The 23802-nt window shown below is 57.8% G+C and carries 23 protein-coding genes; 4 read left to right on the plus strand and 19 right to left on the minus strand.

Annotation, left to right across the window (positions count from 1 at the left end):
- Positions 1 to 16: 16 nt before the first annotated feature.
- Entirely contained in the window at positions 17 to 256 is a 240-nt protein-coding gene (locus KHA73_RS14025; protein ID WP_061794601.1) for a DUF2766 family protein, read from the minus strand.
- Positions 257 to 454: 198 nt separating this feature from the next.
- On the opposite strand from KHA73_RS14025, the gene KHA73_RS14030 reads away from it, so the two are divergent.
- On the plus strand, positions 455 to 667 hold the full coding sequence (locus tag KHA73_RS14030; RefSeq protein WP_234584951.1) for a YccJ family protein: 213 nt from the start codon (positions 455 to 457) through the stop codon (positions 665 to 667).
- Between the two features lie 451 nt (positions 668 to 1118).
- Positions 1119 to 1505: a helix-turn-helix domain-containing protein gene (locus KHA73_RS14035; protein WP_234584952.1), complete on the plus strand. Its 387-nt coding sequence runs from the start codon at positions 1119 to 1121 to the stop codon at positions 1503 to 1505.
- Positions 1506 to 1520: 15 nt separating this feature from the next.
- On the opposite strand, the gene KHA73_RS14040 is transcribed toward KHA73_RS14035, so the two are convergent.
- From KHA73_RS14040 to lysM, 5 genes are all read right to left on the minus strand, one after another.
- Complete coding sequence (locus tag KHA73_RS14040) at positions 1521 to 1868, minus strand: DUF1304 domain-containing protein (RefSeq protein WP_234591276.1); 348 nt, start codon at positions 1866 to 1868, stop codon at positions 1521 to 1523.
- Positions 1869 to 2301: 433 nt separating this feature from the next.
- Positions 2302 to 3243, minus strand: a complete 942-nt coding sequence (locus tag KHA73_RS14045) for a pirin family protein (protein ID WP_234584953.1) — start codon at positions 3241 to 3243, stop codon at positions 2302 to 2304.
- An 82-nt stretch (positions 3244 to 3325) separates the two neighbouring features.
- Complete coding sequence (locus KHA73_RS14050) at positions 3326 to 3526, minus strand: hypothetical protein (protein ID WP_234591385.1); 201 nt, start codon at positions 3524 to 3526, stop codon at positions 3326 to 3328.
- The gene (locus KHA73_RS14055) at positions 3514 to 3654 is read right to left on the minus strand and encodes a hypothetical protein (RefSeq protein ID WP_234584954.1); all 141 of its coding nucleotides are present in this window, start codon (positions 3652 to 3654) and stop codon (positions 3514 to 3516) included. The genes KHA73_RS14050 and KHA73_RS14055 overlap by 13 nt, the downstream gene beginning before the upstream one ends.
- A 287-nt stretch (positions 3655 to 3941) precedes the next feature.
- Positions 3942 to 4388, minus strand: a complete 447-nt coding sequence (gene lysM, locus KHA73_RS14060; RefSeq protein WP_234584955.1) for a peptidoglycan-binding protein LysM — start codon at positions 4386 to 4388, stop codon at positions 3942 to 3944.
- 228 nt (positions 4389 to 4616) lie between these two features.
- On the opposite strand from lysM, the gene KHA73_RS14065 reads away from it, so the two are divergent.
- Positions 4617 to 4808, plus strand: coding sequence for a YdfD/YebW family protein (locus KHA73_RS14065; protein WP_234584956.1), 192 nt, complete (start codon positions 4617 to 4619; stop codon positions 4806 to 4808).
- Positions 4809 to 4900: 92 nt separating this feature from the next.
- Here KHA73_RS14065 and KHA73_RS14070 read toward each other — a convergent pair whose 3' ends face one another.
- The 7 genes from KHA73_RS14070 to KHA73_RS14100 form a co-directional block, all read right to left on the minus strand.
- Positions 4901 to 6094, minus strand: a complete 1194-nt coding sequence (locus KHA73_RS14070) for an acyltransferase family protein (RefSeq protein WP_234584958.1) — start codon at positions 6092 to 6094, stop codon at positions 4901 to 4903.
- Positions 6095 to 6452: 358 nt separating this feature from the next.
- Positions 6453 to 7535, minus strand: a complete 1083-nt coding sequence (locus KHA73_RS14075; RefSeq protein ID WP_272496156.1) for a porin — start codon at positions 7533 to 7535, stop codon at positions 6453 to 6455.
- A 584-nt stretch (positions 7536 to 8119) separates the two neighbouring features.
- Complete coding sequence (gene astE / locus KHA73_RS14080) at positions 8120 to 9103, minus strand: succinylglutamate desuccinylase (RefSeq protein WP_234584959.1); 984 nt, start codon at positions 9101 to 9103, stop codon at positions 8120 to 8122.
- A gap of 11 nt (positions 9104 to 9114) precedes the next feature.
- Positions 9115 to 10455, minus strand: a complete 1341-nt coding sequence (gene astB / locus KHA73_RS14085) for an N-succinylarginine dihydrolase (RefSeq protein ID WP_234584960.1) — start codon at positions 10453 to 10455, stop codon at positions 9115 to 9117.
- A 52-nt stretch (positions 10456 to 10507) separates the two neighbouring features.
- Entirely contained in the window at positions 10508 to 11980 is a 1473-nt protein-coding gene (gene astD / locus KHA73_RS14090) for a succinylglutamate-semialdehyde dehydrogenase (RefSeq protein WP_234584961.1), read from the minus strand.
- Complete coding sequence (gene astA / locus KHA73_RS14095; RefSeq protein ID WP_234584962.1) at positions 11980 to 13014, minus strand: arginine N-succinyltransferase; 1035 nt, start codon at positions 13012 to 13014, stop codon at positions 11980 to 11982. The genes astD and astA overlap by 1 nt, the downstream gene beginning before the upstream one ends.
- Positions 13015 to 13066: 52 nt before the next feature.
- On the minus strand, positions 13067 to 14281 hold the full coding sequence (locus tag KHA73_RS14100; protein ID WP_234584963.1) for an aspartate aminotransferase family protein: 1215 nt from the start codon (positions 14279 to 14281) through the stop codon (positions 13067 to 13069).
- A 684-nt stretch (positions 14282 to 14965) separates the two neighbouring features.
- Between KHA73_RS14100 and KHA73_RS14105 the strand changes: the two genes are divergently transcribed.
- Positions 14966 to 15940, plus strand: a complete 975-nt coding sequence (locus KHA73_RS14105; protein ID WP_234584964.1) for an alpha/beta hydrolase — start codon at positions 14966 to 14968, stop codon at positions 15938 to 15940.
- Here the strand turns inward: KHA73_RS14105 and KHA73_RS14110 are convergent.
- From KHA73_RS14110 to estP, 6 genes are all read right to left on the minus strand, one after another.
- The gene (locus tag KHA73_RS14110; protein WP_234584965.1) at positions 15937 to 16908 is read right to left on the minus strand and encodes an ABC transporter ATP-binding protein; all 972 of its coding nucleotides are present in this window, start codon (positions 16906 to 16908) and stop codon (positions 15937 to 15939) included. The genes KHA73_RS14105 and KHA73_RS14110 overlap by 4 nt on opposite strands.
- Positions 16898 to 17884, minus strand: a complete 987-nt coding sequence (locus KHA73_RS14115; protein WP_234584966.1) for an ABC transporter ATP-binding protein — start codon at positions 17882 to 17884, stop codon at positions 16898 to 16900. The genes KHA73_RS14110 and KHA73_RS14115 overlap by 11 nt, the downstream gene beginning before the upstream one ends.
- Positions 17881 to 18828, minus strand: a complete 948-nt coding sequence (gene opp4C, locus KHA73_RS14120; RefSeq protein WP_234584967.1) for an oligopeptide ABC transporter permease — start codon at positions 18826 to 18828, stop codon at positions 17881 to 17883. The genes KHA73_RS14115 and opp4C overlap by 4 nt, the downstream gene beginning before the upstream one ends.
- Positions 18829 to 18831: 3 nt before the next feature.
- Entirely contained in the window at positions 18832 to 19788 is a 957-nt protein-coding gene (locus KHA73_RS14125; RefSeq protein WP_234584968.1) for an ABC transporter permease, read from the minus strand.
- Positions 19789 to 19836: 48 nt separating this feature from the next.
- Positions 19837 to 21447 carry an ABC transporter substrate-binding protein gene (locus KHA73_RS14130; RefSeq protein WP_380737880.1) on the minus strand — a complete coding sequence of 537 codons (1611 nt, stop codon included), beginning with the start codon at positions 21445 to 21447 and terminating at the stop codon, positions 19837 to 19839.
- A gap of 357 nt (positions 21448 to 21804) precedes the next feature.
- Entirely contained in the window at positions 21805 to 23727 is a 1923-nt protein-coding gene (gene estP / locus KHA73_RS14135; RefSeq protein ID WP_314725795.1) for an esterase EstP, read from the minus strand.
- Between the last annotated feature and the right edge of the window lie 75 nt (positions 23728 to 23802).

Below are 23802 nucleotides of genomic sequence, written 5' to 3' on the forward strand. Positions count from 1 at the left end.
AACGGCGGCGGCCGCATCAATTGCGGGTAAACTTCATCTCAATCAGCGCTATCGCTTTTTCAATCGCCCGACGGGTAACCGGATCGGCCCCGGCAGGGTGAGTGGAAAAGTCGATGCTCTTTAATTGGCCGGCCATCTTGTCTCGCACCTCGGTCGGCGCAATCACGTCGATGACGTCCAAAATCTGTTTGATGACCAGTTGGCAGGCGACCAGATCGGATGCCAGTTCCTGATCGTTGCTCAGCATGTCAGACATAATAAACTTCCTTCTTAATTCAGACGGCGCACAGAATAGCATGGCGTTCGCGTCTTTACCGCCCCCTGCCCGCCCGACGCTGAATTTTCAGCGTTATTGCGCATCCGGCATCAAAAGCCCTCGTCGGTTTGGCCTATACTTGGGGCATCGGCGCCCCGGAGCGCCAATCATCAGGCCACAACCAAACAGGAGAAAGTTATGGCGAACCACAATGTGAAATCCTGGGCGACGGTGCGTGAGACCTCGGTAGAAATTGCCGAAGCCATCTTCGAACTGGCGGGAAATGACGAAGTGTTGGCGCAAAAAATCTGGGAGGAAGGCAGCGACGAGGCCTTGCAAATGGCCTTCGCAAAAACCAACGCCGATCAGTTGTACTGGGGAGAAGAAACCGTCGAGCGGAAAAACGTCTGATTGCGGGCAGGCAACAAAAAGCCCGGGTGGCTGGCCCAGGCTTTTTTCGGTAATGGGTCATCCCCTACCATGGGGCGGCATGCGTCCTGATATCACGGTTCTTCACCTCCCACGCCTTGCGCATTGTTCATTCTCATCACCGGCGTCGCGATAAATGCGCCGACGCCCACGATTACAACCAGAGTAATAATCACTGTCATTAACATGCGATCACCCCATCAACGCTGAGTTGTTACGGCTGACTCTGTATACGCGGTTATTTTTGCTGCCGGAACCCCTCGAAGATCGGCGGTAACGGGCTGGTTCAGAGTAGCCGTTTTCCCTTCCGGCTGACAAGACGCCGGCCGGGAGTTTTTTGCGGATAATTTCACCCCGCCGCGGCGGGCCTTTTTGTCCGAGACGGCAAGTTGTGTATACTTCTCCGCTATGTAGATCTCACACAGACGCACTGATGATACAAGAACACCATCTCGCATTGGTCTGCGCCCTCAGCAAATGGGTTGAAACTCACCTGGGAAGAGTGATCCATCTCGAGGAGTTGGCCGAATACTCCGGTTACTCCCTGTGGCACATGCAGAAGTTGTTCAAAGAAGCCACGGGAACTTCGTTGGGCAAATACATTCGCGAACGTCGGTTAGCCGGCGCGGTTTATCAATTGCGCAGCAGTGAGGCGTCAATTTTTGATATCGCTCTGGATTTCGGTTTTGGCTCGCAGTCCCATTTTACCTATATGTTCAGAAAGCGTTTCAACATCACGCCTTATGACTTCCGCCAGGATCTGAGCGTAGACCTGCAGATCGCCCCGCCGCTACACGTTATCCACCAAAAGACCGCCTGAGCAGCCTGCGACGGGTTAATGCGCCGCAATCCCCACCGCTATCGCGATCAGCGCAGGCAATGCCTGGATCCACAGGATTTTGCGGCTGGCGGTCAGGCCGCCGAAAATACCGGCCACCAGCACGCATGCCAGGAAAAACAGCTGCAAAGCCGCATCGCCGCGCCAGTATCCCCACAACAGCCCCGCCGCCAGAAAACCGTTATACAACCCCTGATTGGCCGCCAGCACTCGCGTGGCGGCGGCGAACTCCGCCGTGGTCGCGAACGCGCGCCGGCCAAACGGCGTTTGCCACAGGAACATTTCCAGCACCAGGATATACAAATGAAGTGCGGCGATTAACAACACCAGCGTATCAGACAGTATTATCATTATTCCCCACAGGGTTAATTATCATCAGACTATGGCAAGTATAAGCGCGCCGCCGGACTTCAGCATAACGGACATAAAAAAACCCGCCGCAGCGGGTTTATTCCTCAGTGATACAGCGTTAGTTCAGCGCGACCACCAACAGTGCCGCAATAGAGACCCAGAATGCCGCCGTTGCAATAACAACATGGGATAATCTTGCGCGATAAAGTACTTGGCTCATAATGACCTCACTGGCTTCTGACTAACGGTAGACAACCTCACTTCTTGAGGATTATCTTAATCTTCTGCCCGTGGTAATTATTTGCGCCAGATCACTTTTTCTCTGATCGGCGTTATATTTTCCAAAACATGGACTTTCGATCACACTAATTAATCGTTGATAGAGCAAATTGAATAAGTTTTTCGCTCTCGTTATAGCCTTAAGGTATCAAACATCGCTCCAGGGCAGGTGTGGCGCGGCCATCCGGGCTCCCACATAGCCATTCACATCGGGAAAACGGCTATTACCCTGCTCCCAGTCTCGCTGGGCCTGAATTATCTCCTGTCTGGTATGACCAACAAAATTCCACCAAATGAGAATCTCTTCGTTTAATGGCGCGCCACCGATTAATAGCGCCCGGCTGCCTTTTGCAGCTTTTAACCCAATAGAGTTATAGTTCATGCCCAAATAGGCAAAGTCTTCAGGTGAAAATTTTTCATCATTCAACTCAAATGCACCAACAAGGGGCAAAAGGCCTATTTCATAATCTTCCCTAACCGGCAATTGCAAATAGCCGTCATCCTGCCATTCCAAATCCATGGCGATTAATGGCGAAAATTTAAGCACCGGAGAACGGTATTTCCCAAATTCCCCTATCAAGAGCCGGTGATTAACCTTATCGTCCAGCCATTGCGGCAAATCTGGATAATGGTCAAAACGCGGCGCCATATCGGCATGTTCCGCCGGCAGCGCAATCCACAGCTGCGCCGCATGCAGACGCCGCTGCGTTCCCGTCGATTGTTCGGTATGCGCGATGCCGCGCCCGGCGGTCATCAGGTTAACCTGGCCCGGGCGTATCACTTGCTCGCTGCCCAGGCTGTCGCGATGTAACACTTCGCCTTCGATCATCCAGGTAAAGGTTTGCAGGCCGGTATGCGGGTGCGGCCCGACATCCATGCCGGGATCGTCGCCGTTGAAAACCGTCGGCCCCGCGTGATCGAGAAAACACCACGCGCCGACGGTGCGCCGCTCCCGCGTGGGCAGCGCGCGGGCAATAGGCACACCGCCGACTTCGGCGCCGCGCACCGCGATGCGTTGGATTTGGCGTATGCCATCCACCGTCGGGCAATCACGGGAAGATGAAGAACGTGTTGGGCGGGAATTGCTCATGGCAAAGACCTCCTGAAGGGCAACAAAGCACGGTGGGATATCGCCACCAGCTTAGCATGCTCAGGGGGAGTTCGCGGTTTGCTCAAGGCGCCTTGATGTAGCAGCCTTTAACGTCTACATCATCATGAGCATGTTTCAGGTCAGAGAAATAAGTTACGCCAAAAAGAATTGATACCACCAGCAACACTGAGACCAGCAGGCCAATAATGGCCAAAAGTTTGGTTTCGTCGTGGAGATTGGGCTCCATGTTATCCCCTGTCGTTAACGGCATCAGGTCAGCCATAGCGTGACCGTCAGCGTAAAAATAATCAATGAGCAGGATGCAACCGCCAGCACCGCGATGGCAAATTGCGCATCTCCCAGAGTTTCTCGATAGTTTTTATCAGGTGAGGTATTGCGCTGTCGTTTCACAAAATCAGTCTTACACTCAGCCGGCTGCCGGCATGATTATTATAGGGCGATGGATAAACTGCGTCAGAGCGGGTAGCTCGAGATTCTGCGTCCAATGCTTCTCAGACCTCAACCGGGTCACGACGCTATCAATTTTCCTCATCAGGGTCAACACTCCCCGGTCCAGAGGACGATAGAGCTCACTGTTCATTCATATTTTTTATTATTACAATAAAATAATTAGCAAACCTAATGTCAGAACGCAGAAAAAAGCCCGATCTTTGACCGGGCTGTTTGCGCGAGGAAGATTACTGCGGGATACGCAACACCTGCCCCGGATAAATCTTATCCGGGCTGGAAAGCATTGGTTTATTCGCTTCAAAAATCTTGTTGTACAGGTTGGCGTTACCGTACACCTCTTTGGAAATCGCGCTCAGCGTGTCGCCCTTTTTCACCGTGTAGAAGCGGCTTTCGGCCTCAGACTGCGCGACAGAGACCTTGTCTTCCACGCCGCTGATGCCCGCAACGTTACCGATCGCCACCAGGATCTTCTCTTTCAGCTCCTGGCTGACCGCATCACCGGTCACTACAGCTTTACCATCAACCACCTGCACGTCAACCTTGTCAGTACCCGGCAGGCCGGTCTTGTTGAGATGCTCCTTCAGTTTGGCGCTTTGATCTTCGGCGGTTGCATTGCCGGTTACCGTATCCCACAGCTTCTCGCCTGCTTCTTTGACGAAGTTAAACAATCCCATATCCGCTCCTTTTGATGGTTGCAATATTGCATTGAACTCAAGCTCGTTAAGCTTAGCACTGCAAAAAGGATATTCAATCGGGCCTGCGGGATTAACGCGTTAGAGTAATCTGAAAATGCGCCGTTTATGCGTCCTTCAGCCCCTTTCCCCTATGATGATGCTGAAAAATCGCGCTTTTTTGCCTATAATCCACGCATGTAAGCTGCCAGGTGGAGGATGCGATAAACTATGTACGCGTTGGTGATGTTTGTTTGCTATCTGGACGGTGGCTGCAGTGACATTGTGGTTGACGTGTTGCGTGATGAACCCCAGTGTCTGGTCGCGATGAAGGAACAGAATCTGCGCCATGCCGGCTGTTACCCGATGGAGGACTTTATCGATGGTTTTTGGCTGCCGGCCAGCGAATATTCAGCCTTCTGATCGCGCTGCCCGCAACGACAAAAAAGCGCCAACCAGCCGTTACCGATTGGCGCTGCACGTTACGCCTCGAATTTTATCGAAGCGCCTTTATCTCAACGGGCCTTTGAAACACCGCTTCTAAAGACTTTTCCGTTAGCCAGCTGCCTGCCAAAATCGATGAAGGGTTTTTCGATGCCTTTATAGGTCATCAGAGAAATAATGACCAGTGCTATCATCCCAAGAGGCATAAACATGAGGTAACTGTTCATGCCGCCAATCATGCTTTTATCGATGAAGAATACCAGCGCGGTATAAAATACGATCCCATGCAATAGGTACAGGCTAAAACTAATCTCACCTAATTTGATGGCTCCGCTGCCGGACAGAACACCGAAAATAGAGTTCCCCATCACCACGGGAACAAAAAACACCAACATGCACAGTGCACCTAATGGGCCTAGCGGATCTTTCGTAAAGAAAATGACGAGAACAATGGCAACAAGGCCAATCACTGACACCCATGCAGACGCCATTGACGCGCGCAAGGCATCGCTGTAACGCTGCTCTATTGCGAACGTAAAACCACCGAGCACGAAGAAGATGATGTATTTGAAATCGATACTGCCAAAATGCAACCCACTGAAATAAATGATTATTGATAAAACAGTAATCAACACCGTCGTCATTTTATTGCTGAAAAATGCGGCCAGCAACGGCAGGGACAAATAAAATATCCACTCATATTTTAAGGTCCAGGTGACGCCCGCAGTAACTCTTTTCGCATCAGGATCGCCATTGACGGAATCGCCAAGGTAAAGCAGCCACTTGACGACTTCCTTGGCAAGTTCCGCCAATGAAACATTCAGCTTATAATCATGAACAATAAATGTATAAAGCACGGTAACGGCAACAGCCAGAAGGTACAGCGGGAAGATCCTGAACACTCTGGACGTATAGATTTTCACCCAGGAAATCTTGTTTGAAACACTTTTATCTTTATATATCTTACCGATAAAAAGATAACCGGTAATCATGAAAAACAGACAAACGGCCACCTTGCCAAAATTGTTTATATAGTTAATTTCAGGCGGCAGCCAGTCACCATTTTGCAACCAACCATAAAATATAAAATAATGATGGGCGGCAACCATCAACGCCAGGTAGCCTCGCAGGCCATCGATATAACCAGATCGGCGCCCCTCGGGAAGCCTGATGTTCAGCGGGGTAAATTTGCAAATGGAGACGGTGAGATAACTTAATATTATTGCTAATAAAAACACAAAACCAAACGTTAGAGACGTGGACATTCTTTTGACCCCATAGACACCAAGCTTCTCATACTATCATCAGAATTTTTCATGTAAAGATTTAGTAAATTGCTCCAATGTTACCTTTAGATTTCAGCGCGTTAATACACATTTTTTATGCGCCTCTATAACGCCAAATCACCATGAGGAAAGCTGAGCAAGGGGATAAAAGGAGGAGTTGACGCAATTCGGAGAGGCGAAACCAGGTGGAGGGCCTGCCCTTCCCCAGATCGCTCCAACCTGGGTTGCAAACACGAAGGACAGGCCGCCTTTTCCCGACACAGGAAGAAGGTAATGCCCTTTTATTCGTCAGGCCGCAGCGCGGCGGCAGCCTGAGAACAATTGGGCGGCAAAATCTTTAGAAGCGATAGGTCAGGCTGACCGCCACGATGTCGTCGTTAGACAGTTTCAGTTTGTTATCGTCGTTCAGCTGGTTGATCTGGTAATCAACATAGGCGTACATGTTTTTGTTGAAATAGTAGGTCGCGCCGACATCCACATACTTCACCAGATCGGCGTCGCCGATCCCTTCGATGTCTTTGCCCTTAGACTGCACGTAAGCCAATGAAGGGCGCAGGCCGTTTTCGAATTGATATTGAGCCACCATTTCGAAGTTCTGCGTTTTGTTGGCGAAGCCGGACGTGCCGTTGACGGTAATTGGCGTCATATTGCGCGTTTCGGCGTACATCGCCGCCAGGTAAACCTGGTTGGCGTCGTATTTCACCGCGGTGGTCCAGGCGGTCGCGCTGTCACCCTGGCCGTATTTCAATTCTTTTTGCTTGCTGGTGCGGTTGGAATCGGAGAACGCCGCCGCTACGCCAATGCCCGAGCCGCCGATGTCCTGGTAGTCCAGAGACAGACCATAGCCGTCACCGTTTTGCTTGGTAACGCCGCGGCCATCATTCTCGTTTTTACCCTGGTATTGCACCGCCAGGTTCAGCCCTTCCACCAAACCGAAGAAATCGCGGTTACGGTAGGTGGCCAGACCGTTAGAACGCGCGGTCATAAAGTTGTCGGTGTAGCTGTAGGAGTCACCGCCGAATTCCGGCAGCATGTCGGTGTAAGCTTCCGCGTCGTACACCACGCCGTAGTTGCGGCCGTAGTCGAAGGAACCATAATTGCCAAACTTCAGGCCGGCGAAGCCCAGACGGGTTTTGGTGTCTTTGGTGCCCTGGGCTTCGTCGTGGTTGGCGGCCAGCTGATATTCCCACTGGCCGTAACCGGTCAGTTGATCGGTGATTTGCGTTTCGCCCTTGAACCCGAGACGAACATAGCTTTTGTCGCCGCCAGTGGCATCATCTTTACTGAAATAGTGCTTGCCGTTGACGCGGCCATAAAGATCCAGCTTATTGCCGTCCTTATTATAAATTTCAGCCGCGTTGGCAAAGGAGGTGATTGCCCCGAGGGCAACAGCTAAGGCTAATACACTGCGTTTCATCATTTATTTTCCTAGATATTATAATTAAACCCTGCCCGTCACGCCCAATTTATGATTTGGGCTGTGATCTTTATCTTTTGGTATTTTATGAGCCACCCTAATACAGGGGCCATGTGACATTAGCATCATGAATCCAAACTGCAAATCAAAAAGTTCACAAAACAGCGTGGATAAAGCATGTTTAATTGTAAATAAATATTACAACAAAAATCGACACAACTTATTGATTGCTCGAATATTTTGCCATATAAGTTATAACCAAAATGGTGCAACGCACCAATACAGTGCATAACGGTTTCATTTTGTATGCTTTGCGCGCGATTAACGGATAACAACAAAATTAGCATGGTTACTAATAACGTTACTTATTTCACATTTTCATCTTAACTAAGTCGCTGGGCCGATTTAGCCGCATTCTGACTCTTTTACCCGGTGATTTTATCTAGTGAAGTTATTAATCCTCTCCGGGCAAGCATAATTCGGCTGGCGGAGATATTAATCCGGAAATAAATAACGAGGATGCGCAGAGCAGAAAGTCATTAAGAAAGGCAATGACCGCAGCGTGATAACCTCGCTGCGGCCAATTATCAATACAACGTCGTGCGCGGCACCTCAGTCAACAATATGCCTGCGCGCAGGCCAAGCGCCACATTAGGATTCGGGAACAGGATCCATTCGCTGCCGTGGCTAACGCGATAGCTTTCCCCCGGCTGCTCGTACAGCAGCGCCCCCTGCTTCAGCTCGGTAAAGTTGGCGGTATCGTCGCTGAGGTGCAGCGTGAAATCCTCGCTGCGTTTAATCAGCGACTTCGCGACGCGAAACACCCTCACCTCACGCGCCTGGCGCACGGGCAGAGGTTCATCGCTTATCGCCGCCTGCAGCGCCCGATTAATGGCGGCAAACAGCTGCAGATCGTTGCTGCCGAACGGGCGCGCCTTGCCCAGCTCCAGCGTGCAGCTGGCGGCATTGAGATGCTCGCTGGAAAAGTGGCTGAAGGTGCCGCCTGGCGCACTGTGGATCACCAATGCATCCAGATCGGCGGCATCCAGCAACGCCAGCAGCTCGTCGCTATAAGGGCGCGTCTGGAAAGGCAGAATGCCGAAACGCGGCAGGCGCGATTCACGGATAGCGGTGTGCAAATCGTAGTGGAAGCGCTCCGCGGTTTCACCGTCAAAGAAGTTGCGAACGACCTGTTCCAGCTGCTGCGCCCGCGCGGTTTCCCCGCTGTGGGCAAAATCACTGAAACGGCCGCCGAACATGCGGTTCATGTCGCTGTGTAAATAGCGCTTGCCCGCGCGCATCGCCGCCGGGTTGCCCAAGATCACCAGCAACCGCACCGCCAACGGCCGTTCACCGGCCAGCAAATCGCTAACCAGCTGATTCAGCAGCTCAATAGGTGCAGTCTCGTTACCGTGAATGCCCGCCGACAGCACCACCGCCTGGCGGTAGCTCCGCAGCGGGGTCATTTCCAGCAGGCCTTCGCCCAGCCAGCGCCAGCGCAACAACGGCGTTTCGCCCTGCTGTTCGGGCGGAACGGCCCCTTCCAGCGTCAGCGGCAATAAATCAAACATGATGTCTCCGCTTATTGTTGGAATGGATAAATAGAGCCCAGACCGAGGATCGACGTCAGTGAATCCAGCGCTTCACGCCCTTCCCGCAGCAGCAAGGGATCGGCCAAATCGTTCTGCGTCAGGCGATCGCGATAATGGCGATCGACCCATTCATTCAGCGTGACGAACAGCGTATCGTTCATCATCACACGCGGGTTAACCGCCCGCAGCTCCTGCTCGTTGAGCGCCACCCGCAGCCGCAGGCAGGCAGGCCCGCCGCCGTTGCGCATGCTCTCGCGCAGATCGAACACCTTGATCTCATCGATTGGCCCGCCGCTGCTGACCATATCGTTCAGATAGCGCCATACGCCATCATGCTGGCGCGACTCCTCCGGCACCACAATCATCATTTTACCGTTCGGCTTGGTCAGGATTTGGCTGTTAAACAGATAGGTTGCCACCGCATCCGCAACCGTCACCCGCGCCGTCGGCACCTCAATCGCCACCAGTTCGCTGTCCAGCGTCGCCATTTTGCGGCGCACTTCGTCCAACGCCCGCTGCTGCTGATAAAACGCCTGCTGGTGGTGGAACAACAGGTTCTGGTTGCTGACCGCAATCACGTCGTTATGAAACACGCCCTGATCGATCACCGCCGGGTTCTGTTGCACAAATACCGTATGCCGTTCGTCCAGCTGATGCAGCCGGGCGATGGCCTCACCGGCTTCACGCGTCTGGCGGGCCGGGTAACGCGTGGGCGCGGTTTCACCGCCAAACTCCTGGCGGCCGTACACGAACACTTGCACGCTGCGTTTGGCGTAGTCGCCGCCCAGGCGGTTATGGTTAGCCGCCCCTTCATCACCGAACAGCGCCACCTGGGGCAGCGCCTCATGGTGGGCAAAGTGCCGCTCGTCGTTGAACATCGCTCGCAGCACCGCGGTAGTGGTTTCGGCCTCTATGGCGCGGTGAAACTTGTTGTTCAGGTTGGCTGCGGTGAAATGCACCTTGCCGTCGGCGCTGTCCGCCGACGGTGAAACCGTGGCCGCGTTGGCGGTCCACATGCAGGACGCCGAGCTGAGCGCCGACAGCAGGCGCGGCGATTGGCGCATCGCCTGCGCCAATACCGTCTCGTCGGAACCGCTGAAACCCAGCCTGCGCAGCATTGGCAAATGCGGCCGCTCCTGCGGCGGCAACACCCCTTGCTGGAAGCCGAGATCCGCCAGCGCCTTCATTTTCAGCAGCCCTTGCTTGGCCGCCAACTTCGGGTTCGATACGCTGTTTTGATGCTGTGTCGACGCCTCATTACCAAACGACAACCCGGCGTAGTGGTGCGTCAGGCCCACCAGACCGTCGAAATTGACTTCATATCCTGACATTTTTATCCCCTGGGGATGACAGGCGGCGGCGCCATAATGCCGCCGCCAACCGTTAACGGAATGACAAGCCCGGCGACAGGCTGGCCGGCAGGGTCAGGCTCTCGCTTTCCAGCGACGCCATCGGCCAGGCGCAATAATCCGCCGCGTAGTAGGCGCTTGGGCGGTGGTTGCCCGAGGCGCCCACGCCGCCGAACGGTGCCGCACTGGAGGCGCCGGTCAGCGGCTTGTTCCAGTTGACGATGCCGGCGCGCGCCTCCAGCAGCAGCCGATCGAACAGGGCGCGCTGCGGCGAAACCAGCCCCACGGACAGGCCATAACGCGTCTGGTTGGCAAGGCGCAGCGCCTCGTCAAAGTCGCTATAGCGCACGATGGTGGTCAGCGGGCCGAAGTATTCCTCATCCGGCACGCCACGCACGCCGGTCAGTTCGATGATGCCCGGGCTGAGCAGCGCGCTGCCCTGCTCCAGCAACTGCATGGTCAGCAGCGGCTTGCCGCCCAGATCCAACAGGCGCTGCTGCGCCTCCAGCATTTTTTCGGCGGCCGCCGGCGAGATTACCCCGCCCATAAACGGCTGCGGCTCGGCGTCCCAGCGCCCGATGCGCAGCTCGCTCGCCACCTGCACCAGACGTTCGATAAAGGCGTCGCCCTCGGCGCCGTTTTTCACCAGAATGCGGCGCGCGCAGGTGCAGCGCTGGCCGGCGGAGATAAACGCCGACTGGATGGCCAGGTTGACCGCTGCATCGCGATCTTCAATGCCGTCGACGATCAGCGCATTGTTGCCCCCCATCTCCAGCGCCAGGATTTTCTCCGGTTGCCCCGCCAGCTGGCGATGCAGGTGATAACCGGTGCCGGCGCTGCCGGTGAACAGCAACCCGTCGATATCCGCGCTGGCGGCCAACGCCTCGCCGGTCTCCCGCCCGCCCTGCACCAGGTTGATAACGCCTTCAGGCAACCCTGCCTGCTGCCACAGCTTCAGCGTGGCTTCCGCGGTCAACGGGGTCAGTTCACTTGGTTTAAATACCACGCAGTTGCCCGCCAACAGCGCCGGCACAATGTGGCCGTTCGGCAGATGGCCAGGGAAATTATAAGGCCCGAACACCGCCAGCACGCCGTGCGGGCGATGGCGCAGCACTGAAGCGCCGTCGGCCATCGGCGTATGGCTCACTCCGGTGCGCGCCTGATAGGCCTGCAGGGAAATGCCCACTTTGCCGATCATCGCCTGGATCTCGGTCAGGGTTTCCCAGCGCGGTTTGCTGGTTTCACGGCTGATGGTCTCCGCCAGCCGTTGTTTATGCTCTTCCAGCAAGGCAGCGAAGCGCTTTACCAACTGCTCGCGTTGTTCAAACGGCGTGCGCGCCCAGGCCGGGAATGCCGCGCGGGCGGCCTCACAGGCGGCGGCGACGTCGCCGGCGTCGGCGGCGTTGGCCCGCCACAACGGCCGATTGTCCACCGGATCGGTTTTGCCGAATTCAGCGCCGCGGCCCTGCCGCCAGACGCCGTTAATGAAAAGTGCAGGATGTGACATCAGGCTTTCTCCTGTGCAATAAGGGGGATCACGCGCACCGGGCTGCCTTGCTCAACGCCCAGCGCCGCAGCGGTGGCGGCATTGATATGCAGGCGATCGTCATACAAATCGGCATTGACCAGCAGCGCGCGGTAGTGCTGATAATTATCGTTAGCCACCAGTTGAACCGGAGCATCGGGGCGCATTGGGGTTTCATCCAGCACCACCTTCACCAGGCGGCTGTGTTTAACCGCGCGGATCTGGTCGATTTCCGCTTCCAGCGTCGGGCCGCCGTCGAAGATATCGACATAGCCCTGGTAGCGCAGCCCTTCCGATTCCAGCACCCGGCGCGCAGGTACCGTTTGCGGGTGCACTTCGCCAATCACTTTTTGCGCGTCTTCCGCCAGGAAATCGACGTACAGCGGGTGTTTCGGCATCAGCTCGGCGATAAACGCCTTCTGCCCGGTGCCGCTCAGGTAGTCCGCCTTGGCGAACTCGATGGAAAAGAAATGACGGCCGACGCTTTCCCAGAACGGCGAACGGCCGTTTTCATCGGAGAAGCCGCGCATCTCGGCGATCAGCCGCTGCGAGAAACGTTCGCGGAAGGCGGCGATAAACAGGAAGCGCACCTTCGACAACAGTTTGCCGTTTTCGCCGTGGCGATAGTCAGGGTCAAGGAACAGCGTGCACAGCTCCGAATGCCCGGTATGGTCGTTGCTGAGGAACAGCGTCGGCACCGATTTATAGACGTTCAGCTGTTTGGACGCGTGCACCTGGGTGCCGACGCGGAAGCTGTACCAGGGTTCCGCCAGCCCGACCGCCACTTCAATGGCGCAAACGCCGACGATCTGTTGGCGTTCGCTGTCCTCCAGCACAAACAGATAGCACTGGTCGCTTTGCGGAAGTTCGCCTTGCCAGGTTTTTAACGCCCGCTCAATGCGTGCCGACAGGGTATCTTCATTTTGCGGCAGTGACGTGAGACCGATGCCGGACTTGCCGGCCAGCGTCAGTAAATCGGTTAAATCGCGACGCTCTATAGGGCGAATAATCATCATAATGCGAACCTCTTCTGAATCAGGCTGCGCCCGTGGGGGCGCAGCCCGCTTATTAGCTGCAAATCCGCGCCACGGCGCGCGCGAATCGCGCCAGCCCCTCTTTCACATCCTGCTCAGGAATGATCAGCGAAGGGGTGAAGCGCACCACGTCCGGCCCGGCGATCAGAGCGATAACCCCCTCTTCGTTGGCCAGTTGGGTGATCTGTTTCGCCTTGCCGGCGTAGTCTTTGTTCAGCAGGCAGCCGATCAGCAGGCCGCCGCCGCGAATTTCAGAGAAGATCGGATACTGGCGGTTGATCTCATTCAAGCCGTCGAGGAACCACTGGTGACGCTGTTTGACGCCCTCCAGCACTTCCGGCGTGTTAATGATGGAGAACACCGTGCTCGCCACCGCCGTCGCCAGCGGGTTGCCGCCATAGGTGGTGCCGTGGGTGCCGACGCTCAGGGTTTTCGCCAGCGCGTCGGTCGTCAGCATCGCGCCGATCGGGAAGCCGCCGCCAAGCGCTTTGGCGGTGGTCAGCACGTCCGGCACCACGCCGTACTGCATGTACGCGTACAGGTGGCCGGTACGGCCTACGCCGGTTTGCACTTCATCGAAGATCAGCAACGCATTGTGGCGGTCGCACAGCTCGCGCAGCCCCTGCAGGAAGGTGGCATCCGCCGGCAGTACGCCGCCTTCACCCTGGATAGGCTCGACGATCACCGCACAGGTGCGATCGTTAATCAGTTCGGCGGCGGCGGCCAGATCGTTATACGGCGTATGGGCAATGCCGCCCGGCAGCGGTGCGAAGTCCTGCGAGTACTTCGGCTGGCCGCCGGCGGAAACGGTGAACAGGGTGCGGCCGTGGAAGGCATTGTTGAACGCCACGATCTGATCCTTGCCGGCGCCGTGCTGGTCGTGCGCATGCTTGCGCGCCAGCTTCAGCGCCGCTTCGTTGGCTTCTGCGCCGGAGTTGCAGAAAAACACCTTGTCGGCGAAGGTGGCGTCGATCAGCTGCTTCGCCAGGCGCAGTACCGGCTCATTGGTGTAGCCGTTGCCCAGATGCCACAGTTTGCCCGCCTGCTCCACCAGCGTCGCCTTCACCTCAGGGTGCGCATGGCCCAACGCGTTGACCGCGATGCCGCCAGCGAAATCGATGTAAGACTTGCCCTGTTGATCCCAGACCTGCGAACCCTCTCCCCGCACCAGAATAAAATCAGCGGGGGCATAAACCGGGACCATCCAGTCATCGAAAGACTGGCGGGTAACTGCGATTGGCTGTTCCATAGTGACCTCATAAGCTCAGCAAAGGCTGAATTTTGACTGTAATGGCCGTTCCTGCCCGGATATTCCGCAACTCTGCAAAAAAACTGCAGCGTAAGATCGACTTTTCGGCCGGTGATAACTCTGCCATTCACCGCCGCTTCAGAAACAAATCTGTTACATAAAATCGATTTTTCGCTATTTATGCCGCGTATCAGGCCCCGGAACGGGGAATAAATGTTAACGAGCAGTTAAAATACATGTCGTTTGATAAAGAGTGTAGAGCAGCTATCGTGCCAAAACGGGATTTTCGCGGGATTTTTAGATTTTTTTCGTTAAAACAACGGCTTATAATGCATACTTATTCAATAATTATGCATTGGTAATGAATAATTGAAAAAATAAGGCCAGAAATCATCATTGGCCGCGAAATCCTATTCAATCGCAAATAACTTCAAAATTTCTGATCGCGCTCGCAAAAATAATTTGGCCCGATTTGCGCGCCGTCACACTTTTGCCGCATCGAAGTGCATCCTGCGCCCCATTATCGGGCAAAGCCGCGCCGGATCGGGCGCTGTGCGGACCGTCCCCTCTCATTCAAAAAGCTCGACGGCAAACCACTTTTGCCTCGCTTCCCCTCTTTATTCACCAGCGACTACACTGTGATCCTGACCAGGTTTTACTCATTTTCGCGCACGAGGAACCCCCATGCCCAAGAAAACTGTCGACCTCACCCAGCCTGCCGCACAGCGCGATATTCGCGCCTTTCTCGACGCGTTGAACACCGGCGGCGGCAAGCCGATGGAACAAATGAAACCGAAAGAGGCGCGCAAGGTGCTGGAAGGTGCGCAAAGCAGCGTCGAAGTGCCGCTGTATGAGGTGGAAATCAGCGAGAAGACCATCCGCGTCGACGGCCAGGACATTCTGCTGCACGTGGTGCGGCCCGCCAGGGTGAAAGAGAAGCTGCCGGTGTTTATGTTTTTCCACGGCGGAGGCTGGGTGCTGGGCGATTTCCCTACCCATGAGCGGCTGGTGCGCGATCTGGTGCACAGCTCCGGCGCCGCCGCGGTATTCGTCAACTACACCCCGTCGCCGGAGGCGCACTACCCGACCGCGATTAACCAGGCCTACGCCGCCACCGAGTGGGTGGCCGAGTATGGCGAAAAAATCAACGTCGACGGTTCGCGTCTGGCGGTGGTCGGCAACAGCGTAGGCGGCAATATGGCGGCGGTGGTCAGCCTGATGGCGAAAGAGAAAGGCACCCCGGCGCTGCGATGCCAGATCCTGTTATGGCCGGTGACCCACGCCAGCTTCGATACCGACTCTTACCACCAGTTCGCCGAGGGCCATTTCCTGACCCGCAACATGATGAAATGGTTCTGGGACAACTACACCACCGACAAGGCGCAGCGCAAAGAGATCACCGCTTCGCCGCTCAACGCCTCGCTGGAACAGCTGAAAGGCCTGCCGCCGGCGCTGGTGCAAACCGCCGAGCTCGACGTGCTGCGCGACGAAGGCGAAGCCTACGCCCGGCTGCTGAACGCCGCCGGGGTGGAGGTGACCTCCACCCGTTACAACGGGCTGATCCATGATTATGGCCTGCTGAACCCTATCGCTCATGTGCCGGCGGTACATTCGGCCCTGCATCAGGCCGGCCGCGCGCTGAAGCACTATCTGTCTTAACCGGCGTAATGGCAGGCCACCCGGTGGCCGGGCGCCACGCTGCGCAGCGGCGGCGCCTGTTCGCGACATTGCGCGGTCGCCTGCGGGCAACGGGTATGAAAACGACAGCCGGGCGGCGGGTTGGCGGGGTTGGGCGGTTCACCGCCGGTCATCGCCTGCGGCAACCGACGCTGCGGATCCAGCGTCGGCACTGCGGCCAGCAGCGCCCGGGTATAGGGATGTTGCGGCTGGCGGAACAGCCTGTCCCGGTCGGCGCTCTCGACAATTTGCCCGAGATACATCACCGCCACGTCCTGACACAGATGCTCAACCACCCCGAGATCGTGCGAGATAAACAGCAGCGTCACCCCTTCTCGCTCCTGCAAATCGGAGAACAGGTTGATGATCTGCGCCTGGATCGACACGTCGAGCGCCGAGATCGGTTCATCGGCGACGATAAATTCCGGCCGCAGGATCAGCGCGCGGGCGATGCCGATGCGCTGCCGCTGGCCGCCGGAAAACTCGTGCGGAAAGCGCCCGTAATGCTGCGCCGACAACCCGCAAATCTCCATGGTGTCGATCACCCGATCGCGCAGTTCGCCCTTGCTCGCCAGCCCATGCTGCAGCAGGGCTTCGCCGATGGCATCGCCGACGCGCATCCGCGGGTTCAGCGAACTGTAGGGATCCTGAAACACCAGCTGCATTTTGGGGCGCATGGCGCGCAGCCGACGCGGGCTGAGCTTATCCAGCGCCTGGCCGTTGAACAGCACCTCACCGGCGGTTTTGTCGTGCAGGCCCAGCAGGGTGCGGCCGACGGTGGTTTTGCCGCTGCCTGACTCCCCCACCAACCCGAAGATCCGCCCCTTGCGGATGCTGAAGCTGACGTCATCCACCGCCCGCAGCTGCCCGGTGGTTTGGCCAAACAGCCCGTCACGCAGCGGGAAATACTTCTTCAGCCCTTTTACTTCAATCAAGGGTTCAACCGACATGAATGCGCCCTCCGGCGTTGAGGAAACAGGCCGACTGGCGCTGCTGGCTGCCGTACAGCGGCGGAATGCCGTCACGGCAGCGGGCGGTAGCCTGCCCGCAGCGTTCGGCAAAGGCGCAGTGGTCCGGCAGGCTGACCAGACTCGGCACCTGCCCGGGGATCGAATACAGCCGACGGCGCCGCTGGCCAGGCACCGGGCGCGAGGCCATCAGCCCCTGAGTGTAAGGATGCAGCGGATTGGCCAGCACCTCCTGCGTCGCCCCCTGCTCGACGATGCGTCCGGCATACATCACCGCCAGCCGATCCGCCATCTGGGCGATAACGCCGAGGTCGTGCGTGATCAGCATCATCGCCATATTGTGCCTGCGGGTCTGCTCCTGCAGCAGCGTCAGGATCTGCGCCTGCACCGTCACGTCGAGCGCGGTGGTCGGCTCGTCGGCAATCAGCAGCGCCGGCCGGCAGCTGATTGCCATGGCGATCATGACGCGTTGCAGCATGCCGCCGGACAGCTGATGCGGGTAGCAGCGCATCAGCTGTTCCGCCCGCGCCAGCCCGACCTCGGCAATCAGCCCGACCGCCTGCCGCCAGGCGGCCTTCGGCGCCAGGCCGCGGTGGCGGATTAACGGCTCGACCAGCTGCTCGCCGAGCGTCAGCACCGGGTTGAGCGCGCTCATCGGCTCCTGAAAGATCATCGCCAGCCGATTACCCCGCAGATCGGCCATCTGCGCGGGGCGTAACTGCAGCAAGTTCTGGCCCTCAAAGCGGATCTCACCGCTGTCGATCTGCGCCAACGGCTGCGGCAACAGCCCCATCAGCGCCATGGCGGTCACGCTTTTGCCGCAGCCTGATTCGCCGACTATCCCCAGCGTTTGCCCGGCATGCAGCTCGAGACTGAGCTGCTGCACCGCCCTGGCGCGCCCCTGCTCGCCGTGGAAAGACACTGACAGTTGATCAAACGCCACCAAGGGTTGGCTCATCGTCTTACCCCGTTCATTTTCGGATCCAGCGCGTCCCGCAGGCCGTCGCCCAATATATTGATCGCCACTACGGTGATGAAAATCGCCAGCCCCGGCGGCATCCACAGCCAGGGGCGACGCTGAAAGTCGATCAGGCTGTTGGCGGCATCCATCATATTGCCCCACGAAGGCATCGGCGGCACCACGCCCAAACCGAGATAGCTGAGCGCCGACTCGCTAAGGATCGCATTGGCTACCCCCATGGTCGCCACCACCACCAGAATCGGGATGGTGTTGGGCAGCAGATGGCCGAAGATGCGCCGCCGGGTGGACAGCCCCAGCACCTCGGTAGCCAGCATAAAGTCACGTTCGCGCAGCGACAGGATCTGCCCGCGCACCAGCCGCGCCAACGACGGCCAACCCAGCAGGCTTAACATGATCATCACCATATAGATGCGGTAATCCGGCGAGACGTCCAGCTCGGTCAACATCGCCCCCATGATGATCAGCAGCGGCAGGCTGGGGATGGTCATCAGCAGATCGGCGAAGCGCATAATGAGTTTGTCCACCACCCCGCCCAGATAACCGGACAGCGCGCCGAGCAGGTAGCCGAGCGTCACCGACAGCAGCATCGACACCAGACCGATGGTCAACGATATTCGCCCGGCCAGCAGCAGGCGGGTATAGATATCGCGTCCGAGGAAATCGGTGCCGAGCCAGTGCTCCGCACCGGGGGGCTGGTTGATGTTCAACGCGTCGCCGGCGTCGTCGCGCCACGGCGACAGTATCGGCCCGAATACGCACAGCAGCGCCAACAGCAACAACAGCGTCAGCGAGATCATCGCCAACCGATGACGCCGCAGCCGCCGCCAGGCCTGAGCGGCCGGCGGCGGGGAAAGTTGCGCCAGCGCCGGCAGTTGCGCCTGTCGCCAGCGGCGACGGCCGGAAAACAGTATTGCCAACATGATTTACCTCAAACGAATACGCGGATCGGCATAGGCGTACAGGATGTCCGCCAGCAGGTTGCCGAGAATGGTCAGCACCGCCAGAAACAGCGTGAAGCCCATCAGCACCGGGTAGTCGCGCGCCGCCAGCGAATCGATATGAATATGCCCGGCACCCGGCCAGTTGAAGATTTTCTCGGTGATCAGCGCGCCGGAAAACAGCGCCGGCAGCTCAAACCCCAGCAGGGTGATGATCGGCAGCAGCGCATTGCGCAGCGCGTGCCGCAGGATCACCGTTTTCTCGCGCAAGCCTTTGGCGCGCGCGGTGCGGATATAGTCCATACGGATCACGTCCAGCATGCTGGCGCGGAAATAGCGCGTCAGGGTACCGGCCTGCAACATCACTAACGCCAGCACCGGCAGCAGCAGATGCGCCGCCACCTCCAGCGCCCAGGCAAGGCCGGTGGCCTCGCTGCCGGTACGCAGCATGCCGCCCGCCGGCAGCCAGTGCAGATCGACGGCGAACCATTTGATCAGCAACAGGCAGAGGAAAAAGGTTGGGAACGACATGGCGCCGAACACCGCCACCGTCACCAGATGATCGAACAGCGAGTATGGCCTCATGGCCGACGCCACCCCGACCGCCAGCGCAATGCCCCAATAAAGCACCAGCGCCACCGACGCCAGCAGGAAGGAGTTCCAGATATACTGATTCAGCAGCGTGCTGACCGGGATCTGGTACTGCAGCGAGAAGCCAAGATCGCCGCGCAGCAGCTGCCCCAACCAGTGCAGGTAGCGGGTAAACAGCGGCTGATCCAGCCCATACAGCGCCCGCAGCTCCGCCGCACGCTGCGCCGTCAGGTTGATATTGCCGTCGATAAAATCGCCGGGCGTCAGCGCGAAGATAAAGAAAATCAACAGCGAGGCCAGCAGCAGCATGGGGAGGGTTTGCAGCAGCCGGCGCAGGATAAAGTTTCTCATGGGGTGTCCCGTCACCGCCGCCCTTGCCGGCACGGCGGTATCTTGCCGTTACTGGGCCAGCCTGACATCCGGCAGGCTGCCGACCAGGCCGTTGTAGATATCCGGCTTAAAGCCGGTAACGCGTGCGCTGCTGGCGCTGAGGATCTTGCGGTTGCCCAGCAGGATCACCGGCGGATCCTCAGCCAGCAGCTGATACAGTTGGTGATACAGCGGCTTGCGTTGTTCGATATCCAGCGTCGCGTTGGCCTTGGCGATCAGCGCATCCACCTGCGGATTGCTATAACCGGTTGCGCTCTCGCGGCTGATGAAGTCGCGCACCCCGTCGTGCGGATCGTTCAGCGTGCTGGTGCTGAGGGAGGCCAGATCATAGTTGCCGGTTTTGCGCTGCGCCAGCAGCGCGTTGAAGTCCAACACCTGCGGCTTCAGCACCACGCCGAGCTGGCGGTAGTTGTCCTTGGCGATCGGCACCAACGCATCGTTAATCAGCTTTTTGGTCACCAACAGCGTCAGCTCCAGTTTCTTGCCGTCTTTCTGGCGAATGCCGTCGGCCCCCGCCTTCCAACCGGCTTCATCCAGCAGCCGCCTGGCCTTTTCGAGATCGTAAGCGTAAGGGTTGATGCCGGTCGCATCGTAGGCCCAGGAGATCGGCGAGATCGGCTGATTGGCCACCGTGCCGTAGCCCTGATAAACCACGCTAATCAGCTTCTGCCGATCCAGGCCGTAGATCAGCGCCTGACGCACCCGTTTGTCCTGCAGCGCCGGGCGCTTCAGGTTGAAATCGATGCGGCTGTAATCGCTGGAACCGTACAGGTTGATGTTGGCGAAACCGAGCAGCTTCAGCTGTTCGATATCGTCCGGTTTGGAGGTGAAGGCGTCGTAGTCGGTTTCACCGGTCTGGAACAGCTGGAAGTTGGTGGCCGGATTGGTCACGCGATAGATAAAGCGCGCCATCGGCGGTGCGCCAAGGTAAAAATTCGGGTTGGCGTGGAAGCGGATCTCCTGGCCCGGCACGTATTTATCGTAAATATACGGGCCGTTGCCCAGCGGCTTACCGCTCAGCGCACGTACGCCGTCGAGTTTGCCGCGCCGGTAGTCTTTGCCGTAATAGGCTTTGGACAGCACCGGCCCGCCGATCAATTGCAGCGTGGTGGCGCCCGCCTGAGTAGTGGTTATCTGAATGGTGCGATCGTCGATCACCTTCAACCCGCTGACGCTGTCCGCCGCGCCGTTTTTATAGGCGTCGCCGCCCTGAATATGCGCTGGGGTAATATCGGTCTCACCGTCGTAAGCCGGATCGTGCAACAGCGTCAGGGTAAAGGCGATATCCTCTGCCTTGAGCGGCGAGCCGTCGCTGTAGACCAGGTTGGAGCGCAGTTTGATGGTGTAGGTCAAATTATCGGGGCTGACCTGCCAGGACTCCGCCAAGCGCCCCACCGGCTTGCCCTGGCTGTCCAGACCGATCAGACGGCTGAAGATCACGTCGGTGACGTTTTCGTCCCAGCCGTTGGTGAACAGGTAAGGGTTGAAAATGCCCTGTGGTTCCAGAATGCCGGCAACGACGGTGTCCTTGCGCAGCTTGGCAGCCGCCGGTACCAGGCCGGCATCGGCGGCCGGCGTGATGCCTTCGGCCAGCGTTTGCGCCTGCGCGCCGAATGCCATGCCCAACGCACAGGCCAGCGCCAGCGGCGCCAACCGATTTTGCAACAGTTTGTTTATATTATTTTTTATTCTGCTCACCCACAGCCCCTCGTTTACCCGTTGATAAATGTGACAAAATTTATCGCAGAGTAATCGGCGGCCCGAGAGCTGTCTAACAACGAAACCGGCATTCTATTGCCGGAAAAAGCATTATGAGTTTTTCTATTGCGCTGCCGGAGCGGCAGTAGCGTTCAGCCTGTGCGATCGGGCCGCCGGATTAGTTTCGCTAAGGCTCCGCTCTGGGGCTTCGCCGATGAAACAGTAAAATCAAACACATAAATAAAAAACGCTGCCTCCTTAAGGGGCAGCGCCTGCGGTTTAGAAGTCGAGGCTGGCCCCGAGGCTGATGCCTTGTTGGGTGAAATCGCCGTCCTTGCGGATGTTGTAGCCGGCGTGTAAGGCCAGATCCTGGGTAAGCGCGTGTCTGACTCCAAGGCTCAGACGGTTCAGGCTGCTCTGCGGGGCATAGCCTTCCAGAGTGTAGCGATTATCCGGCAGGCTGTTCAGGGCCATGGTCAGCTTCTGCGCATGGTCCTCATATTCCTTTTCATGGGCAATTTCGCCGAATAGCTGGGTTTGCGGGGTGACCTGATATTTGCCCTGCAAACCGATGCCCAAGCGCCGTGAACTGCGTCTCTGCTCATCGAAGGCCAGAGCGGTGGCGTCTTTGCCGTTTTCAGCGTAGCCATCAACCTTGGCCCGCGCATAGTCTGCGCTGATGAACGGCGACAGGTGCCAGATGCCGTCGGCCTGCTGCGCAATGTCGTAGCCCAGGCGCGCGCCGAAGGCCAGGATATTGCCGTCGGTGTCGCCCGTTTCCTGCCGTTCGTTGGTGCCCAGAGCGAACCTGCGTTTGAGGCCGGCGTAGTCCAGACGCCCTGCGGTAGCTGCCGCATCAGCCCACCAGCGGCTTTGCTGGTACTGCACAAAGGCGGTTCCCAGGTAGCTGTTGAGCTTATAGTCCGAGCCGCTGTTGCCCGCTTCGAGCTTCTGCCGATAGCTGCCGGCCAGTACCCCGACTCGCCAGGCCTCGTCGAGCCGATAGCTGCCGCCGATGTTCAGGCTGTAACCATTGCCGTCGGCGCCGGCCGCGCTGCGCTGGCTGTCGAAATCCTGGCGCTGGCCGCCTGCGGCGGCGATCGCGCGCCATTGGCCAACGCTCTGCCAGCTTTGCCAATCAGCCTGCCATTGGTTGCGTAACTCGTCCTGATGCGCGCGCAGGATGCCATGGGCCATTTCCGGCAGCAGGGTGATTTCCCAGGGCGCCGCCAACAGAGAATAAGCGTAATCGGCAATCAGCCGTTGCCCGGCTTCGGTGGGGTGAACGGCGTCGTTGTAGATCAACTTACTCGGGTCCGGCGTGGCGCTATGAATGCCGTAACGGGCGTTTTCCCTGCAGCCTCTGCCAGTGAAGCAGGTGGCGATGAGGTCCTGGTCAGTAGCCAAACCGAACTGCCCCGGATTGGCGAAGGCCTCTTTCAAAAGCGCTGGGACGTTGAGAGGAATAACCTCTGCATCGACCCCGCGCAACTGCCGAATCAGTTCAGTGTTGAACTGAGCGCTGAGCAGAGAGGTGAACGTTTGCAGAGGCCCGCCGTTGAGCAACGGGGTTAGGCCAAGATCCGGCAACAGCCACACCATGATGTAACGGGCACCGGCCTGTTGCAAGGCTTGTACGCTGTCGACCAGCCGTCCGGCGGCGACGGGGGCTTGGTCGGGACGGGTGACCCCCCCTTGGTAGAAATCGTTGGCCCCTCCCGTCAGGTAGTAGAAGGCTTTCGGGTCAGCACGAAAGTTGTTGGACGGCAGATAACCGGGTCGACTACGGCCGTCGACCGCCGAAGTGGAGGTAATCGAATCAAGGATCTGATCGGTGCGATAGCCGCCAACCGCCCAGTTATTGCCATCAGGCAAGCCTTCTCGGGCGCGAGCGGCCGAGGTTGAGCCGGCAAGCTGATCGGCCGAGAACCCAAGCCTCGCACCCAGTAATTGCGGGGCGACAGCGGCATAGGCTTCCCCGCTGCCGTCCAGGTAGACGGGTCCGGTACGGTTGGTCGCCCGGTAAGAAGACCCTGCCGGGCCGCCGGGATCCGCGACCTGTCCAGAACTGCTGAGGCTGTCGCCGAAGACGATGAAGTTGCTATAGGGCGATGGCGCGGCCATCGCATGGCCGCAGGCTAAGGACAAAAGGCTGACGGCGAGCGGCATAATCCGCGTTTGATTAAGCATAACTAAGTCCATTTATTTATGTTGTAGGGAAAGAAACAACGGCACCAAAATCCGTGGTAAACCTTATGCCCGGCCTCCGCTGAAAGC

This window comes from Serratia entomophila (assembly GCF_021462285.1).
In the GTDB taxonomy this organism is placed as follows: domain Bacteria; phylum Pseudomonadota; class Gammaproteobacteria; order Enterobacterales; family Enterobacteriaceae; genus Serratia; species Serratia entomophila.

Coding starts and splice junctions, on each gene's coding strand:
- KHA73_RS14025 (WP_061794601.1), bottom strand. CDS start 256: ATGTCTGACATGCTGAGCAACGATCAGGAACTGGCATCCGATCTGGTC.
- KHA73_RS14030 (WP_234584951.1), top strand. CDS start 455: ATGGCGAACCACAATGTGAAATCCTGGGCGACGGTGCGTGAGACCTCG.
- KHA73_RS14035 (WP_234584952.1), top strand. CDS start 1,119: ATGATACAAGAACACCATCTCGCATTGGTCTGCGCCCTCAGCAAATGG.
- KHA73_RS14045 (WP_234584953.1), bottom strand. CDS start 3,243: ATGAGCAATTCCCGCCCAACACGTTCTTCATCTTCCCGTGATTGCCCG.
- KHA73_RS14050 (WP_234591385.1), bottom strand. CDS start 3,526: ATGGCTGACCTGATGCCGTTAACGACAGGGGATAACATGGAGCCCAAT.
- lysM (WP_234584955.1), bottom strand. CDS start 4,388: ATGGGATTGTTTAACTTCGTCAAAGAAGCAGGCGAGAAGCTGTGGGAT.
- KHA73_RS14065 (WP_234584956.1), top strand. CDS start 4,617: ATGTACGCGTTGGTGATGTTTGTTTGCTATCTGGACGGTGGCTGCAGT.
- KHA73_RS14070 (WP_234584958.1), bottom strand. CDS start 6,094: ATGTCCACGTCTCTAACGTTTGGTTTTGTGTTTTTATTAGCAATAATA.
- KHA73_RS14075 (WP_272496156.1), bottom strand. CDS start 7,535: ATGATGAAACGCAGTGTATTAGCCTTAGCTGTTGCCCTCGGGGCAATC.
- astE (WP_234584959.1), bottom strand. CDS start 9,103: ATGTTTGATTTATTGCCGCTGACGCTGGAAGGGGCCGTTCCGCCCGAA.
- astB (WP_234584960.1), bottom strand. CDS start 10,455: ATGTCAGGATATGAAGTCAATTTCGACGGTCTGGTGGGCCTGACGCAC.
- astD (WP_234584961.1), bottom strand. CDS start 11,980: ATGTCACATCCTGCACTTTTCATTAACGGCGTCTGGCGGCAGGGCCGC.
- astA (WP_234584962.1), bottom strand. CDS start 13,014: ATGATGATTATTCGCCCTATAGAGCGTCGCGATTTAACCGATTTACTG.
- KHA73_RS14100 (WP_234584963.1), bottom strand. CDS start 14,281: ATGGAACAGCCAATCGCAGTTACCCGCCAGTCTTTCGATGACTGGATG.
- KHA73_RS14105 (WP_234584964.1), top strand. CDS start 14,966: ATGCCCAAGAAAACTGTCGACCTCACCCAGCCTGCCGCACAGCGCGAT.
- KHA73_RS14110 (WP_234584965.1), bottom strand. CDS start 16,908: ATGTCGGTTGAACCCTTGATTGAAGTAAAAGGGCTGAAGAAGTATTTC.
- KHA73_RS14115 (WP_234584966.1), bottom strand. CDS start 17,884: ATGAGCCAACCCTTGGTGGCGTTTGATCAACTGTCAGTGTCTTTCCAC.
- opp4C (WP_234584967.1), bottom strand. CDS start 18,828: ATGTTGGCAATACTGTTTTCCGGCCGTCGCCGCTGGCGACAGGCGCAA.
- KHA73_RS14125 (WP_234584968.1), bottom strand. CDS start 19,788: ATGAGAAACTTTATCCTGCGCCGGCTGCTGCAAACCCTCCCCATGCTG.
- KHA73_RS14130 (WP_380737880.1), bottom strand. CDS start 21,447: ATGGCATTCGGCGCGCAGGCGCAAACGCTGGCCGAAGGCATCACGCCG.
- estP (WP_314725795.1), bottom strand. CDS start 23,727: ATGGACTTAGTTATGCTTAATCAAACGCGGATTATGCCGCTCGCCGTC.